The organism is Pediococcus sp. M21F004, from assembly GCF_051122535.1.
Lineage (GTDB): Bacteria > Bacillota > Bacilli > Lactobacillales > Lactobacillaceae > Pediococcus > Pediococcus inopinatus.
In genome coordinates this window covers 1,304,246-1,319,845 of record NZ_CP177314.1, presented here as the reverse complement: position 1 = coordinate 1,319,845, position 15,600 = coordinate 1,304,246, and the positions used below count along the sequence as shown (strand labels likewise).

The window sequence follows — 15,600 nt, the reverse complement described above, 5'->3', positions numbered from 1 at the left end:
ACTAGTCTACAATTCGAGGAGAAACTATGAAAAAATTACGTTTAGCAGAAAGGATTCCAGTATTTATGCGGAACCCTCGTTTACGGTTGTTAGCAATTTATATTATTTTGTTATCACTCGTTGGCGCAGGTGTTGCGTTTTATTACAACTGGATATTGGGAGTTGTCTTATTGATCCTTCTTATCTTGGGAAGTGTCTTTATTAACGACACACTTCACCGAGTTAATGAAGAAACAACAAAATACATTTCGGATCTTTCGTTTCGAATTAAACGTAGCGAACAGGATTCGCTTTTACGAATGCCACTTGGAATCTTGATTTATGGGGATGAAGATCAAATCCAGTGGATTAATCCTTATATGCAAGGCTACATGGGCGATAAAGATGTCTTAGGTAAAAAAATTGTCGATGTCGATAAAGATCTTGCAAAACTTTTGGAGGATCATCGTGAAGAAAAAGGAACAGTCACTGTTTCTTGGGGTGATCGGCAATTCACGTTATTAACTGAGCAGGACAGTCATGTTTTATACATGATGGATATCACCAAATATGCCAAAATTGAAGAAGCTTATGATGATTCACAAGTAGTAATTGGGCAGGTTTTCTTGGATAACTACGATGAGGTTACCCAGTCAATGGCGGATTCAGATGTCTCAAGTCTAAGCAGTTTTGTCACAAATCAGATTTCAAGTTGGGCACAGGAATTTGGGATGTATCTCAAACGTGTCGATGATGATCACTTTTTTGTGTTAATGTATGCTGAAGTTTTACAAAAAGTTGAAGCTGATAACTTTAAATTGTTGGATACCATTCGAGAAGCTACTTCCAAACAGAACTTTCCAATCACATTAAGTATTGGGATTGCCTATGGGGATCAAGACCTAAATAATTTGGCAGATTTATCGCAGAGTAATCTTGATTTGGCCTTGGGACGTGGTGGCGATCAGGTTGTTGTAAAAGCGCCAGATGATCAGGCCCGTTTTTATGGTGGTAAAACTAATCCGATGGAAAAACGGACGCGGGTAAGAGCTAGGATGATTAGTCAGGCCGTGACTGAATTGATGTCACAGGCCGATCAAATTTTTGTCATGGGTCATCAGCAATCCGATATGGATTCACTTGGTGCATGTTTAGGTATTCGGCGAATTGCACAAATGAATAACCGGCAGTGCTGGATTGTATTGGACGAAGAACATTTACATTCAGACGTTAAACGGTTGTTAACTTCATTAGAGGATTATCCTGCTATTAAAGAGTCAATTATCACGCCAGAAGCAGCTTTAGAGAATGCGAATAGTCAGAGCTTACTTGTTATGGTGGATCATTCGAAACCCTCTTTAACAACCGCACCTGAGCTGTATAAAAAGCTTGAAAATCGTGTTATGATTATTGATCATCACCGACGAGGCACAGAATTTCCTGAAAATCCGGTTTTGGTTTATATTGAACCTTATGCATCTTCAACTTGTGAATTAATTACTGAAATGTTTGAGTACCAATCTAAAGATAGTGAACCGATCAATGAAATTGAGGCAACCGGGATGCTGGCGGGGATTGAAATTGATACAAAATCCTTTACAACAAAAACGGGAACCCGAACTTTTGATGCCGCCAGCTATTTAAGGTCAGTTGGGGCAGATGAAGGATTAATTCGTCACTTTATGAAGGAAAATGTGGATAGTTACTTACAACGTAATCATCTCATTGAATCTGTGGCGTTTATAAATAAAAACTTAGCAGTTTGTGTGGGTGAAGAAGAGCGGACATACGATCCGGTTACGGCTGCCCAGGCGGCTGATTCCTTACTTTCAATTTCTGGAATTGAAGCATCATTTGTTATTACCCGGCGTTCTGAAAAAGTAGTCGGAATTTCCGCGCGAAGTGCTGGTGATGTTAATGTTCAGCTAATTATGGAACAAATGGGTGGTGGTGGTCATTTGGGTAGTGCCGCTACACAAATTGAAGATCAAACCGTTGCTGAAGTTAAAGCGCAGTTAACCACCATTTTAGAAAAAGAAAATGATAAAGAAAATAAAGACGACGAGGAGTGAACTTCATGAAAGTTATTTTTTTAGAAGATGTTAAAGGCAAAGGTAAACGTGGCGAGGTTAAGAATGTCCCAGATGGCTATGGACAAAATTTCTTGATTAAAAATGGTAAAGCCGAGCTAGCCACAAAGGGTGCCATGAGCAGTTTAAAAGGGCAACAACGTGCTGAAGAAAAACATGAAGAAGAAGTTTTGGAGACAGCTAAGCAGTTAAAAACTACTCTAGAAGCCGATAAGACAGTGGTTGAATTAACCGCTAAGGCTGGTACTGACGGCCGGTTGTTTGGATCGATTCCCAGTAAACAAATTGCGCAAGCACTTGAAAAGCAGTTTGGACTTAAATTAGACAAACGAAAGATCGAATTGACCGACCCAATTCGTGTGTTGGGCTATACAAATGTACCCGTTAAATTACACCCAGGGGTAACAGCTAAAATTCGCGTTCACGTTGCAGAAAAGTAACTAAATCCAGTTTATTTTGTGGTGAAATGGCTGTTTTAAGGTACCGATAAAGGGCAGTTATAAAAAAAATATTTTAGAAACTTTCCGAGTCATCAGAGGTAGAAACATGAATAATGATAGTTTAGAAAATCAAACACCGCCACAAAATAGTGAGGCGGAAAAAGCCGTTTTAGGAGCCATTTTCTTGGATTCCGAAGTTCTTGTGGAAGCCATGGAATATCTGACACCTGAAGATTTCTATCAACGAGCTCATCAAATTATTTTCCAAACCATGGTCACGTTAAATGATGAGGATGAAGCGATTGATGTTGTCACAATGAATAACCGTTTGACAGCGCAAAATCAGTTAGACGATGTAGGCGGTATCAGTTATATTGCCGAGTTGGCAGCTTCCGTTCCAACTGCGGCCAACGTTGTCTACTACGCAAAAATCGTTCAAGAAAAGGCTATTTTACGGCGTTTGATCAAAGCTGCCACTAAGATTGTTACCAAAAGCTATCAGCAAGATGAGAGCGTTGGGGATGTTTTAGATGAAGCGGAACGAGAAATCAGCGAAGTTTCAGAAGATCGTAATCAATCAGGATTCAAGAAGATTTCTGATGTATTGACCGATTCAATGACTGAAATTAATAAATTGTATCAAAACGGCGATGAAATTACCGGATTGTCTACTGGTTACAGTGAGTTAGACAAAATTACGGCAGGCCTTCATCCGGATGAGCTCTTCATTCTAGCTGCCCGACCAGCTGTTGGTAAAACTGCGTTTGCATTAAACATTGCGCAAAATGTGGGAACCAAAACGGATAAAACAGTGGCCATTTTTAGTTTGGAAATGGGTGCTGATCAACTAGTTAATCGGATGTTGTGTGCGGAAGGCAGTATTGATGCCAATCACTTACGAACGGGTCAATTAGATGAAGAAGAGTGGCAAAATTTAGTGATTGCCATGGGAAGTTTAGCAAAGGCTAATATTTATATCGATGATACGCCGGGAGTTAAGATGGCTGAAATTCGGGCCAAATGTCGCCGATTAGCTAAAGAACAAGGCAATTTGGGATTAGTTGTGGTGGATTATTTACAACTAATTGAAGGTTCTGGCCAAGAAAACCGACAACAAGAGGTTTCTGCAATTTCACGTCAGCTAAAGAAGCTAGCAAAAGAACTCAGAGTACCAGTTTTGGCACTTTCCCAGCTTTCTCGTGGGGTTGAGCAGCGTCAGGACAAACGACCAGTATTGTCAGATATTCGTGAATCTGGATCAATTGAACAAGATGCTGATATCGTAGCTTTCTTGTATCGTGAAGACTACTACGATCGAGAAGATGGCGAAGACGGGGATGGGAACGATTCAGATCCACGTCAGAGTGAAGATCCGGATGTAGGGCCGGTTGAAGTTATTATTGAGAAAAACCGAAGTGGTGCGCGGGGAACTGTGAAGCTGTTGTTTGTAAAGTCTTACAACAAATTTGCGCCCATTGCGTACGTACCTGATAACTAGCTCCAAAATTAGCAGTTTTGCATGAAGAAGTTGGCCGATTATTGGGTAAGCTTTAATGTGAAACTGTTATATTATGCAGTTTTTTAGTTAAATGAAGTTTAGATGGAGGGGACGATGAAAGAACTTAAATTACGTTATTTGTTGCTTGGTTCATGGATGGATAGCATTGGGATGAGCTTTGTGTGGCCATTAACAACCGTGTATATGCACAACATTCTTGGACACTCACTCACAGTTGTGGGAATTGTGTTAATGCTAAACTCAGTGGCTAGTATTGTGGGATCATTTGTTGCCGGCCGTTTGTTCGACAAACATGATGGCTATTATCTATTGCTTGGAGGAATTGCCTTTACGGCTTTAAGCATGTTAGTTTTGGTGTTTGTTAATGATTGGCCGATCTATCCGATTATGTTAGTTTGCATTGGATTGGGGACTGGTTGGATTCTAGCATTTGTTAATGCGTTAGGGACAACCGTGCATAGTAAGGATGGGCGTTTTGTATTCAATATGTTGTACTTTGTCCAAAATTTAGGTGTGATGATTGGAACGGCAGTTGTGGGTTTGATGTTTAAGGATGATGTAGCGCCCTTATTTGCGATTTCAACTGCTTTGTATGTTGTCTTCTTTGTAGTGGCAGCGATGAACTATCACGTCAAACGAGAGCGACCAGAGAGTTTACAGCAAATGGATCAAGATGCGCAACCCGCTTCAAAAACGCAAAGAATGCCACATGTGAATGTGGTTATTATGTATACGTTATTCATTAGTTTGTTTGTTATTTGGATTTTTTATCAGCAATGGAACAGTAATATTTCGGTCTATATGTTGAGTTTGCATATTCCACTTAAAGATTACAGCTTTTTATGGACGGTTAATGGTCTTTTTATCGTAATCGTTCAAGCTTTCTTAAGTTGGAAGGGTGGCAAGATGTTTAAAGATCCTTTCCATCAAGTTTATTTTGGAATGATTTTTATAATTGCTTCATTTGTAATTTTGGTGTTTGCAACCCAGTACATTGCCTTTGTCTTGGCAATGATCATCTTAACGATCGGGGAGGCAATCACATTTCCGCAGATTCCGGCAATCGCAAACCTTCTTTCTCCATATGGGATGAAGGGACGATATCAAGGATTGGCAAGCTCCTTTCCGTCAGCGGGGCGTGCAGTTGGTCCACTTGTTGGTAGTTTAATTATTGATACGTTCTCTTTCGTTTCCTTATTCGTTGTCGCTTCCGTTGCCATCGCATTAATTTTATTTGTAAACATTGTGCTGATTGAACGAGATAAGAACGAATTAACAGAATATAAATAGAGTCAGATAAAAACCAATCCTGAGAATTCAGAGTTGGTTATTTTTGTGCTTATGAATACAAATACTATTAGAAAGGTGTTTGTAGCTTAATATGAAGTTTAAAAGTTGCTCAATATGTAGTTAAGTGAAGGTGAACTTTTTGAATACTTGCTAGCTCTGTAATTTTTTGTCATATTTTGAGATGATTTCGTAAACGGATTTATATGCTAGCGTATTACGTGCATGTTAAGGTTATTCTTGTTAGAATGATAAGAAATAAGTTAATATGGAAGGAAGTCTTATGATAAAAATGAATTTCAAACAGGTGCTTGTTCTTACAGTTGGGGTAGTCGGGATTACTTTTGGTGCAACAAATGTTGCGAGCGCTGATGCAAGTGCTGGAGGAAATCAACAATATACCGCTGCACAAACAACAGCAAATAACGCGACAGCTCAAGCAATGACAACAAGCACCTCGACAAGTGATAGTTCAGTCGTTTCTGAGGCTTTAAGCTTAGCACAAATGAATATCCCTTACGTTTGGGCTGGTGAATCAATGAGTGGAATGGATTGCTCAGGTTTCACTGAATGGGTTTATGCACACACTACAGGCATCAGCTTGGGACATAATACAGTGGTCCAAGAAGGTCATGTGACTAAACATACTGTTGCAGAGGCCCAACCTGGCGATCTATTATTTTGGGGATCACAAGGAGCAAGTTACCATGTTGGAATATACATAGGTAGTGGAAAATACGTTGCAGCCCCTGCACCTGGTCAAAATGTATCCGTTCAAACAGTTAGCGGTGCGTTTATGCCAAGTTTCTCAGGCCACGTAAATGGTTAAATTAAATTAAGCAAAAAACGGATGGCCAATTTGGTCACCCGTTTTTAAATTGTCTAAGATAGTGAAGTCTAAATTAGGATTGCTAAAATCATAGCCAGTAAACCCGGCAGTGCTTCTAATAAGAAGAATTTTCGTGAAAATACAAACCCTGCATAAATTCCATTAAGAAAGACAAACAAATTTAGAAAGATTAGGACGTATTTCATGGGGTCATTTGGGACAATCACGATGGTTAGAATAAGCACCAGTCCAACAAACCCACTGAACAACCCTAAATTTTGAATGAATTTTTGAACAATTGGATTTTCAATGATTTTTTCAGGCAAGCTGAAGAATGTGGCAACTTTTTCGTACGGCGCGAAAAGTTCGATATACAAGAAGTAAATATGCTCTAAAGCAATGAGCAGACTAATTGAGACAGTGATGGTCAATAACATAAAAGAAAAAGCCCCCTTTAATAAAAGTACAACATAAGTAGATTATAAATAAGTTAACAGGTCGTGTCATGAAAACTCTATAAGAAAATTAGGATATTATGGGTTAATTTGTAATTCTGTACTTAAATTGAATAACAAACATATCCTATAACAAGTCCAAAAGGGGAATGAACTTCAATAATACCTAACGAGAGCAAAGTCATTCATTTATAAAAAAATTTTACTGTCAATTTGATTTATTGGTTAAATTGGAAAAATTTCGAGTGATTTTTCCCAGAAGAATAGAGCTATACCAACGATCCTAACGAATTGCATCATGTCCCATCAATAAAGGGGTTAAGTGCGATTAACTTCAGTTAAATTAAGGGGAAAACGAAGCTTATATTACAGAATTGTGACATGAACGTAAGTGAAGGTCAATGAATATAAACCTCATTGAAACATAACTGCAATATTCAAAGTGTATTCTTCTAGGTAGCTTATAAAAACAAGGAGAGTATATATAATATGACATTAAGAACAAACGTTACAAAATTTATGGTGGCTATGATGGCTGCATTATTTATGGGTCTCACATTATTGGTAACAGTTTCTCATGCTGATGAAATTTACACAGTCAAATCAGGCGATACACTTTCAGAAATTGCATATAACCTCAATAACGGGACCAGCTATCAAAAATTAGCAACAACGAACAAAATTAAAAATGTAAACTTGATCTATGTTGGTCAAAAGTTATTACTTAAGAGTGATGGCGAAGTTAAAGTTGCTACGAAGAGCGAAGTGAAATCAACACCAGCTGTTAAGAGTGTAACGCCAAAGACAAATACTAGCTCAACAAACAAACAAAGCTCAAATACTACATCTACAAATACGCAAAGTTCAAACACAACAAAATCAACAAGCACATCAACTTCAACGAGTTACACTGGTAGCAATTTGAAGAGTTATGTTTTAAGCCAAATGGAATCACGGACTGGTGTTTCTTCTGCTACTTGGAACATGATTATTACACGAGAATCAAACTGGGAGCCATCTGTTCGTAATAGTACTAGTGGTGCTTATGGTTTATTCCAAAATATGCACATTAGTGGTGGATCAGTTGAACAACAAGTCAACGCTGCTGTTAGTTTGTACAACGCGCAAGGCATGGCTGCTTGGGCACTTTAATTTAAAAGTTGTTAGGAATTATAGCGGTTGTTGATATTTTCTAACAAAAAACGGTGTGCAACTCTGAATTGCAGAGTTTCGCACTGTTTTTTTGCAAAGCAACTAGAAAAGTCAGATTAAGGATCAAAATATTTTATTAAAATAAACAGCTGGCACTAAAGCCAGCAAACTAAATAAGATTCATTGAAGCTGCCTTTTACGGGCAGCTTTTTGTGTACAAAATGATTAAAAAAGCCTCTATCGTTTATATCAAGATAGAGGCTTGTCGTATTTAATTTAACCTAATTTAATTTGACTGTCAGCTAAAGCTTGATCAACCACATGCATTACAATTTCATCACGTTGGAGCTGTTTATTAGTAAATTCCAAGTCATGGCTGTCGATAACTTTCGTAAATTGTTGGAATTCTTGGAACATGCGGTGAGCATGGACTTTAACATCAATTGTTTGAGGCTGTTGTCCCCTTATACTAACTGCATAGTGATCTAAGACGTTTGTCGGACCACTTACAAAGTTCCTTCAATTGCTGTTGTTACGGGCGCATCAACATCCTTCGCACCAATGCTGACGACCTTTGTTTGCGGATAATTTAAAGTTAAAATTCCAGAAGTGTCAATATTATGAGACACATTTGCTAAGTAGTGGACATCGGTTGGGGCACCTAACAGACCAATCACAAAATAAATATTGTAGATATTCAGATCCATCAATGCGCCACCACCTAATTTAGGGTCGAATGCTGGTAAAATAGTGCCCTTCCGAAATGCATCGTATCTGGATGAGTATTGAGAGTAATTACATGTCACAACTTTGATATCTCCCAGTTTCTGCAGGTCATTTTTTAGCTGTTTGTAGTTGACTAAATATTGATTTGTGATGGCTTCTAACAAGATTAGCTGATTGGATTTAGCTAATCTTTCTAATTCTTTTAATTGCTCGGAGTTCAAAGTAAAAGGCTTTTCGCAAATAACGTTTTTACCGGCTTGCAACGCTGCTTTAGCAAATTGAAAGTGCAGAGAATTGGGTAATCCAATGTAGACAGTGCTGACATCGGATGCTAAACACTGGTCTAGATCTGTATAAATTGCATCAATATGAGCTGCTTGTTGTAAAGTCTTCATTACTGGGAGGTCCTGTTTCTGACCAAAAATTGCCTTGATATCAATCTCTGGTAAATCATTTACCATAGTAGCAAAGTCCTGGACAATTTTTCCTGCTCCTAAAACGGCTAGTTTCATTATATTAACTTCCTTTCAAAATTAATGACACGTTTGGATGCCTTGTTCCAACATTTTAATCTGTTGAATGGTTTCTTCATCTTTAATGAGTTTCTTTTTGCCTTCAACAATAGAGGCATAAATAGCGGAATAAACGCGACTGTAGTCCCCGTTAACTGAGGTAACTTTTTGTTCATGGTATTGATTATTATCATCATAGTAGGTTAAGGTCCCGTAGTCTGAAGGGTGATCAATCCCAAAGTCATCGTGATTAGGCATGTAAAATAACTTTAAATGTTCTTCCTGACGGTCCATATTTTCCTTAATAAACATGCCCTTTTTGCCGTAAACAACAAAACTTGGACGGGCTTGATGCGAAAATAGCTTGACGCAACGCTGACCTTCATTTGTCCGTAATACAAGTCAATATCGAAGTAATCATTCATATGGCCACTACCCAGCAACTGCCGCACATCATAGTGAACCTTATCTGGTTTACCAAAAAAGCTGATGGCCTGATCCAAGGTATGACAACCATGACCATAGAGAAAACTATTAATTTTACTAAAACCAGTAGTATTTTCTGGAACTTCTGGGCGGTAGTAATCGTAATTAGATTCTACTTCAAGTAAATCACCTAATAGGCCACTGTTAATGACCTTTTGAACCGTCAAAAAGTCGGAATCAAAAAGTCTATTTTGGTAACATTGAATAAAAAGATGTTTTTGTTTAGCTAAATCAAACAACTCGCGCGCTTCAGCTGCAGTTTCAGAAAAAGGTTTTTCAACTAAAACATTTTTCCCGTGATTTAAAGCGTCCTTAGCCGTTGAGTAATGGAACTTGCTGGGAGTTGTGACCACAACTAGCTGAATTTCAGAATCTTTATAGATATCGTCAAGGTTGGTCGTATAATGAACACCAGAGATAGGAGTCCATCTGATTTTTCCACTAGGGGAATAAATTGTTTTGACGTTAAATTGATCTTTTAGCTTTAACACAAATGGCAGATGATACCGATTGGCACTTTTTCCATTTCCAATAAATGCACCATTAATTATGAATATGACCTCCTTAAGATTATGAGCTTATTATGAAGTTCAATTCAGGAGTTGGGGTTAATTTTAAGGAAACAGGACCCAACTATCGAATATATGAGTTAAAAGGGCTAGTTAGTTAAACATTTTGACCCCATCTTGGTCAGAAAAAGCATGGTCTGTGCTAGTATCAATGGAGAGGTGAAAAGTAAATGGCATTACTTGAGCAGTTTGAACAGCGTACCGATTTAACTGAGACAGAGCAGCGTATTGAAGACTATATTAAAGGACATCTAACCGATATTCCGGGGATGACAATTGAACAACTGGCAGCCTTTACCTATACGTCGCATTCAGCAATTGTGCGCTTGTCTAAAAAATTAGGATATAAAGGGTTTCGTGACTTGAAATTAGCAGCCAGCGATAGTTTAGCGCAACAACTCGTCTCTTTGGGAGCCGTCGATGCAAACTTTCCATTTAATCCAACGGAATCGGCTACCGTAATCACTAAAAACATGGCTGATTTGACGACCACGGCGATTAAACGAGCCCAAGCTCAAGTTGACCCACAGCAACTACAAACCGCAGCAGAAATGCTATTAACTGGTAAACGACTCTTCTTTTTTGGCCGCGGTGACTCGCAAATCCGGGCACGAAGTTTTCAAAATAAGCTCATAAAACTAGATATTTTCCCCGTCATTGCTGAAGAATATGTTGATGAAAAATGGGTGATTGCTAATGTGCACCCAACGGATTGTGCCTTGTTTATTTCTTATGGAGCCAACGTTCCGGAATATACACAAATGATGGCGTTGCTTGAGAACAAACGGATTTCCACTATCTTACTTACTGGTAAACTTCAGTCTAAAAAGACAGCGGAAACTAAATTAACCATTGTAGCCGCCCAAGATGAACATGAAGATGAAAGTAAAATTGGAACTTTTGCATCTCAGATCGCTTTTGAGTATATTTTGGATATTGTATTTTCTTTGATGTATAGTCACGCTTATACGCATAATTTATTAAATCAAAGGCAAACACAAACCTTACTAAATTCAGATGAGTTATTTGAAGACAATTAAAAAGACCACTATTCTTCGTCAAAGAATAGTGGTCTTTTTAGATCGGTGTGGGGATAAGATTAATTAGTTGCTTAATTTGTAATAACTCTGTATAACAGTAAGAACAATAAAAAAATCAGTAACCACGGTGTTTGTTAACACTGCATGATTACTGATTAATTGGTATTTATGGGTGGTCAGGGGATCGAACCCTGGACCCACGGATTAAGAGTCCGTTGCTCTGCCAGCTGAGCTAACCACCCATATCATTAACCGACTACAATATATTATCATATATTTTCAGTCGTGGCAACCGTTTCTTGAAAATTTCACCGCAGTTTCACTGTTAGGATTGCTAGTTTATCAGTTTTTTGAGTTGCCGATCAAACGGGATGGGACAACTGAATATTAACACAGTTACAATAAAGGGATTCATTTGTTTAAATGAAGTAAATTCACCTTAAATCTAAGCTAGATAAAGTAAAATTGGTTCTAAATACCTATAATGTTAGTCAATACAAAGCTGTCCGTGTAACCGTTAAAACACGTGTGGTATAATAAGAACGCAATGTTTTTAAGCTTTTTACCAAAAATAGAATATATAATTTAAAACAAGAATTACTCTGTAGGGAGGAACAAAGCTTTATGCAAAAAATTTTAGTTGTCGATGACGAAAAACCAATATCTGATATTGTAAAATTTAATTTAACTAAAGAGGGCTATGAAGTTATTACGGCCTATGATGGGGAAGAAGCTCTGGAAAAAGTCGAAGATGACAGTCCAGATCTTATTTTACTAGATCTTATGCTTCCCAAAATTGATGGATTAGAAGTTGCCCGACGAGTACGTGCCAAACACAGTATTCCAATTATCATGGTGACGGCTAAGGATTCTGAACTAGATAAGGTAGTTGGTTTGGAATTAGGTGCTGATGACTATGTGACCAAGCCATTTTCAAATCGTGAGTTAGTTGCGCGAGTTAAAGCTAATTTACGTCGCCAAGATCAATTGGTGAGTGCCGAACAAGAAAATAACGACATTAAAGTAGGCGACCTGGATATTAACCCAGATGCATACGCAGTGTCTCGACATGGGGATCAACTTGATTTAACCCATCGTGAATTCGAATTATTGTACTACTTAGCCCAACATATGGGGCAAGTAATGACCCGGGAACATTTACTTCAAACTGTTTGGGGATATGACTATTTTGGTGATGTCCGAACGGTTGATGTTACGGTCCGAAGATTACGAGAAAAGATTGAAGAAAGTCCAAGTAATCCAGTTTATCTTGTCACACGTCGTGGTGTAGGATATTACTTAAGAAATCCAGAAAATGAAAAATAATGGGAGTCATGTTTGCTTATGAACAAGAAAACCCGTTTTTACCAATCGATAAATTTTAAAATAGCCTTGGTATTCGCCTTGTTATTAATGATAACATTGGAAATCGTCGGGGTTATTTTTGTACGTCAATTGGAACAACGAAATTTGAGTCAATTTAAAACTCAGGTCCAGCTGGAAACGTACGTGGACAATACCATTTCAGACCAGCTGGTGAAAAGTAACACTAATTCGGCTAATAAACAGATTCAACAGATTGTATCGGATGTTAATAATACTAATATTACGGAAATTCGAGTTATTGATAACAAGGGAACTGTGCGAGCTTCAAGTGACTTAAACGAGCAATCATTGGTTGGTCAAAAAACGACCGACCGGGCCATTAAAAATGTTATTTATAATTCACGGTCGTATCAGCAAGTTAATTATGATCAAGGGAATCATAATCGATATTATATTTCGATTATTCCGTTAATCAATACGAGTGGCAACACAAATACCGTGGTTGGGGCTCTATATGTCCGTGCTAATCTAGAGAGTGTCTATAAAAATGTCAACAACATCATGTTGATCTTCTTTGTGGCGGCCTCCTTTGCGATTGTCGTGGGATTGCTGCTAGCGATCATTATCTCGCGAGCCATCACGCGACCAATTGACGAAATGAAAAAACAAACGATGCGAATTGCCCGCGGAGACTATTCCGGCCATGTTCATGTTTACGGAAAAGATGAATTAGGTCAATTAGCTTCAGCAGTTAATAACTTGTCTGTGCGGATTGAAGAGGCACAAGAATCAACTGAATCTGAACAACGCCGTTTGGACAGTGTGTTAGCGCATATGACCGATGGGGTGATTGCGACTGATCGTCGGGGGCGCATCACCATTGTGAATGATATGGCGCTTGATTTTTTGAGTTCTGATGGCGAGCATACGGCCGGAAGATCCATTTTAGATGTCTTGGATATTCGGACGACTTATACATTACGAGAACTCTTAGAAAATCAAGATGACATTGTGCTTGATTTTTCAACCAAAACTCAAGATCTAATTTTACATGCCTCTTTTGCCTTAATTCAGCGTGAATCAGGGTTCATTAGTGGGCTTGTTTGTGTACTTCATGATGTGACCGAACAACAAAAAATTGATCAAGACCGAAAACAATTCGTTTCAAATGTCTCCCATGAACTTCGAACACCTTTAACGAGTTTAAAGAGCTATATTGAGGCGTTGACAGACGGTGCATGGAAGGATCCGAAGGTGGCTCCTCAATTTCTGAAGGTCACCCAAGATGAAACAGATCGGATGATTCGCATGATTAACGACTTGCTTAGTTTGTCACGCATGGATTCTGGGACGGCTAAATTAGATCTAGAGTTAATTAACTTAAATGAACTATTCAATCACGTTTTAGATCGTTTTGATATGATTTTAAAAACAGATGATAATCCAGATAAGAGTTATACGATTAAACGTGAATTCACCCGCCGTGACTTGTGGGTAGAAGTTGATACTGATAAATTCCAGCAGGTGTTGGATAATCTTATGAATAATGCCATCAAGTATTCTCCAGATGGTGGGAAAATTACCTGTCGCTTGCTTGAAACGCATAATCATGTCATTTTGAGCGTTTCTGATGAGGGACTAGGAATTCCAAAGAAAGACTTAACCCATGTTTTCGATCGTTTCTATCGAGTGGATAAAGCTCGTTCTCGTGCTCAAGGAGGAACTGGTTTAGGATTGGCAATTTCTAAGGAAATCATTTCTATGCATGGTGGTCGAATCTGGGTTGATAGTAAGGAAGGCAAAGGGTCGATATTCTACATTTCACTTCCTTATGAGCCGTTAGATGAGGAGGATCAGTGGGAATGAGAGGAATGCGTACAAGTCGTCTACTAATTCATATTGGGCTTATTTTGGCGATCCTTTTGAGCATTGGCTTGTCTTGGGTTATTTGGACCAGTCCGGCACGGTATGAAAAAACGAAACAACAATCGGGTACAAATACAAGTGTGATTCAAAGTGAACAAGCGAATAAGTCACTTGGGGACGTTTTTTTGCCAACACAAGTGATTTACACTCAAGCGGATTCAACTTCGCATTTAATCAATAATACGAAAGTTAATCTGACTGATTCAATGAGAAGTGCCATTGAAGATTGGCGTTTAACAAGGGTCACTAAAGAATCTACCAATAATCGGAAAAAATACGAAGAATTAATGGGTCGAGAAAATACGGTGATGTTAAAATATCCGGACAGTGTGACTGGCGGGATTTTGAATAATGCCTTTAAACAAAATATTAAATTTAGTGGGAAAATCTCACGAATTGTTTTTTCGACTGAGAAGCGTAATCAAGTGTATTTACTAAATGACACGAACTATGCAATTTATAAGGTCCAGACTAGGAAACAAAACCTGGCCCTCATTAAAGAAATTATCAGTGGTAATGTTCAGAAATTCACTGTTAAGCAAACATTGGTTAATCACCATATGATGACTGAGTATGAAGATTCAGTGAAGGTACCAGAATATAGTTATCTTGTTAATAAGCAAACAGCGGCCTATTTTGTTTCAACCTTAATTAATAGTGATAATGCCTCATCGGTTACAACAAAAGAGCAGTCTGGTAAGACAATTTACAATGATAATAATTCAAAAAGAATGACGGTTAACAATAAAAAAGGAACCGTAGCTTATGAAGATTTAGCGAGTCACAAGGCGTATCACGAGAATATGAGTAAAGCTATGTCACAAAGTTTTACGTTATTGAAGAAAATGGAAGTTCCGTTAGATAACATGCGTTATTACAAGTACGATGAAAAAAATAATGCGATTGTTTATCGAAGTTACGTAGAAGGCTTTCCAATTTTTAACCAAACCGATTATGGGACAGTTGAAGTTCAGATTACCGGTCCACGGACTAAAAAAATTAACTTTTCATTATATAGTTTACAAATTCCAGTTCCGACTGGAAAAGAACGCACGACGCTTCCTTCAACGCAGGTAGTTTTGGATCGGTTGAAAGCCAGTGGATATCGTACAGCTGATATTAACAACATTGAAATTGGTTATCAATGGACAGCTAACCCGGCTAGTGATCTAGTGGTCAATTTGACACCAACTTGGTATGTAAACTATAAAAATCAGTGGGTATCGTATCAACAATTACTTTCAGATCAACAACAGTAAGGGGA

The 15,600-nt window shown here is 38.2% G+C and carries 11 protein-coding genes, 1 tRNA gene and 2 pseudogenes; 10 read left to right on the top strand and 4 right to left on the bottom strand.

From position 1 onward, the window contains the following. Window positions 1–26: 26 nt before the first annotated feature. From ACLHK8_RS06790 to ACLHK8_RS06770, 5 genes are all read left to right on the top strand, one after another. A complete protein-coding gene (locus tag ACLHK8_RS06790) occupies window positions 27–2,051 on the top strand; it encodes a DHH family phosphoesterase (RefSeq protein ID WP_063696453.1) in 2,025 nt (674 codons plus the stop codon). Between the two features lie 5 nt (window positions 2,052–2,056). Next, window positions 2,057–2,509 (top strand): 50S ribosomal protein L9, encoded by a 453-nt coding sequence (gene rplI / locus ACLHK8_RS06785; protein ID WP_057775228.1) that lies wholly within the window; start codon window positions 2,057–2,059, stop codon window positions 2,507–2,509. Window positions 2,510–2,615: 106 nt separating this feature from the next. Further along, a complete protein-coding gene (dnaB, locus tag ACLHK8_RS06780) occupies window positions 2,616–4,007 on the top strand; it encodes a replicative DNA helicase (RefSeq protein WP_063696455.1) in 1,392 nt (463 codons plus the stop codon). 114 nt (window positions 4,008–4,121) lie between these two features. Then, the gene (locus tag ACLHK8_RS06775) at window positions 4,122–5,318 is read left to right on the top strand and encodes an MDR family MFS transporter (RefSeq protein WP_057775224.1); all 1,197 of its coding nucleotides are present in this window, start codon (window positions 4,122–4,124) and stop codon (window positions 5,316–5,318) included. A gap of 280 nt (window positions 5,319–5,598) precedes the next feature. After that, window positions 5,599–6,144, top strand: a complete 546-nt coding sequence (locus ACLHK8_RS06770; protein WP_156486304.1) for a C40 family peptidase — start codon at window positions 5,599–5,601, stop codon at window positions 6,142–6,144. A gap of 68 nt (window positions 6,145–6,212) precedes the next feature. Here ACLHK8_RS06770 and ACLHK8_RS06765 read toward each other — a convergent pair whose 3' ends face one another. Beyond that, on the bottom strand, window positions 6,213–6,581 hold the full coding sequence (locus tag ACLHK8_RS06765) for a DUF1304 family protein (RefSeq protein WP_434520253.1): 369 nt from the start codon (window positions 6,579–6,581) through the stop codon (window positions 6,213–6,215). A gap of 537 nt (window positions 6,582–7,118) precedes the next feature. Here ACLHK8_RS06765 and ACLHK8_RS06760 point away from each other — a divergent pair. Beyond that, complete coding sequence (locus tag ACLHK8_RS06760; RefSeq protein ID WP_082854792.1) at window positions 7,119–7,751, top strand: LysM peptidoglycan-binding domain-containing protein; 633 nt, start codon at window positions 7,119–7,121, stop codon at window positions 7,749–7,751. A gap of 276 nt (window positions 7,752–8,027) precedes the next feature. Here the strand turns inward: ACLHK8_RS06760 and ACLHK8_RS06755 are convergent. Further along, window positions 8,028–8,989, bottom strand: a pseudogene (locus ACLHK8_RS06755) (Gfo/Idh/MocA family protein). Window positions 8,990–9,010: 21 nt separating this feature from the next. Continuing rightward, window positions 9,011–10,026: pseudogene (locus ACLHK8_RS06750) on the bottom strand (Gfo/Idh/MocA family oxidoreductase). A 188-nt stretch (window positions 10,027–10,214) separates the two neighbouring features. Between ACLHK8_RS06750 and ACLHK8_RS06745 the strand changes: the two are divergent. Continuing rightward, complete coding sequence (locus ACLHK8_RS06745) at window positions 10,215–11,084, top strand: MurR/RpiR family transcriptional regulator (RefSeq protein ID WP_063696460.1); 870 nt, start codon at window positions 10,215–10,217, stop codon at window positions 11,082–11,084. Between the two features lie 169 nt (window positions 11,085–11,253). On the opposite strand, the gene ACLHK8_RS06740 is transcribed toward ACLHK8_RS06745, so the two are convergent. Further along, window positions 11,254–11,326 (bottom strand) — tRNA-Lys (locus tag ACLHK8_RS06740). 382 nt (window positions 11,327–11,708) lie between these two features. On the opposite strand from ACLHK8_RS06740, the gene yycF reads away from it, so the two are divergent. The 3 genes from yycF to ACLHK8_RS06725 are packed head-to-tail and all read left to right on the top strand — an operon-like array spanning window position 11,709 to window position 15,595. Continuing rightward, window positions 11,709–12,410, top strand: coding sequence for a response regulator YycF (yycF, locus tag ACLHK8_RS06735; protein ID WP_057773349.1), 702 nt, complete (start codon window positions 11,709–11,711; stop codon window positions 12,408–12,410). Window positions 12,411–12,428: 18 nt separating this feature from the next. Next, complete coding sequence (gene walK, locus ACLHK8_RS06730; protein ID WP_434520252.1) at window positions 12,429–14,276, top strand: cell wall metabolism sensor histidine kinase WalK; 1,848 nt, start codon at window positions 12,429–12,431, stop codon at window positions 14,274–14,276. Then, on the top strand, window positions 14,273–15,595 hold the full coding sequence (locus ACLHK8_RS06725) for a YycH family regulatory protein (RefSeq protein ID WP_063696465.1): 1,323 nt from the start codon (window positions 14,273–14,275) through the stop codon (window positions 15,593–15,595). The genes walK and ACLHK8_RS06725 overlap by 4 nt, the downstream gene beginning before the upstream one ends. Window positions 15,596–15,600 lie beyond the last annotated feature (5 nt).

Bases quoted from the DNA above. Each gene is read 5' to 3' on its own strand.
- ACLHK8_RS06790 (WP_063696453.1), top strand. From the start codon at position 27: ATGAAAAAATTACGTTTAGCAGAAAGGATTCCAGTATTTATGCGGAAC.
- rplI (WP_057775228.1), top strand. From the start codon at position 2,057: ATGAAAGTTATTTTTTTAGAAGATGTTAAAGGCAAAGGTAAACGTGGC.
- dnaB (WP_063696455.1), top strand. From the start codon at position 2,616: ATGAATAATGATAGTTTAGAAAATCAAACACCGCCACAAAATAGTGAG.
- ACLHK8_RS06775 (WP_057775224.1), top strand. From the start codon at position 4,122: ATGAAAGAACTTAAATTACGTTATTTGTTGCTTGGTTCATGGATGGAT.
- ACLHK8_RS06770 (WP_156486304.1), top strand. From the start codon at position 5,599: ATGATAAAAATGAATTTCAAACAGGTGCTTGTTCTTACAGTTGGGGTA.
- ACLHK8_RS06765 (WP_434520253.1), bottom strand. From the start codon at position 6,581: ATGTTATTGACCATCACTGTCTCAATTAGTCTGCTCATTGCTTTAGAG.
- ACLHK8_RS06760 (WP_082854792.1), top strand. From the start codon at position 7,119: ATGGTGGCTATGATGGCTGCATTATTTATGGGTCTCACATTATTGGTA.
- ACLHK8_RS06745 (WP_063696460.1), top strand. From the start codon at position 10,215: ATGGCATTACTTGAGCAGTTTGAACAGCGTACCGATTTAACTGAGACA.
- yycF (WP_057773349.1), top strand. From the start codon at position 11,709: ATGCAAAAAATTTTAGTTGTCGATGACGAAAAACCAATATCTGATATT.
- walK (WP_434520252.1), top strand. From the start codon at position 12,429: ATGAACAAGAAAACCCGTTTTTACCAATCGATAAATTTTAAAATAGCC.
- ACLHK8_RS06725 (WP_063696465.1), top strand. From the start codon at position 14,273: ATGAGAGGAATGCGTACAAGTCGTCTACTAATTCATATTGGGCTTATT.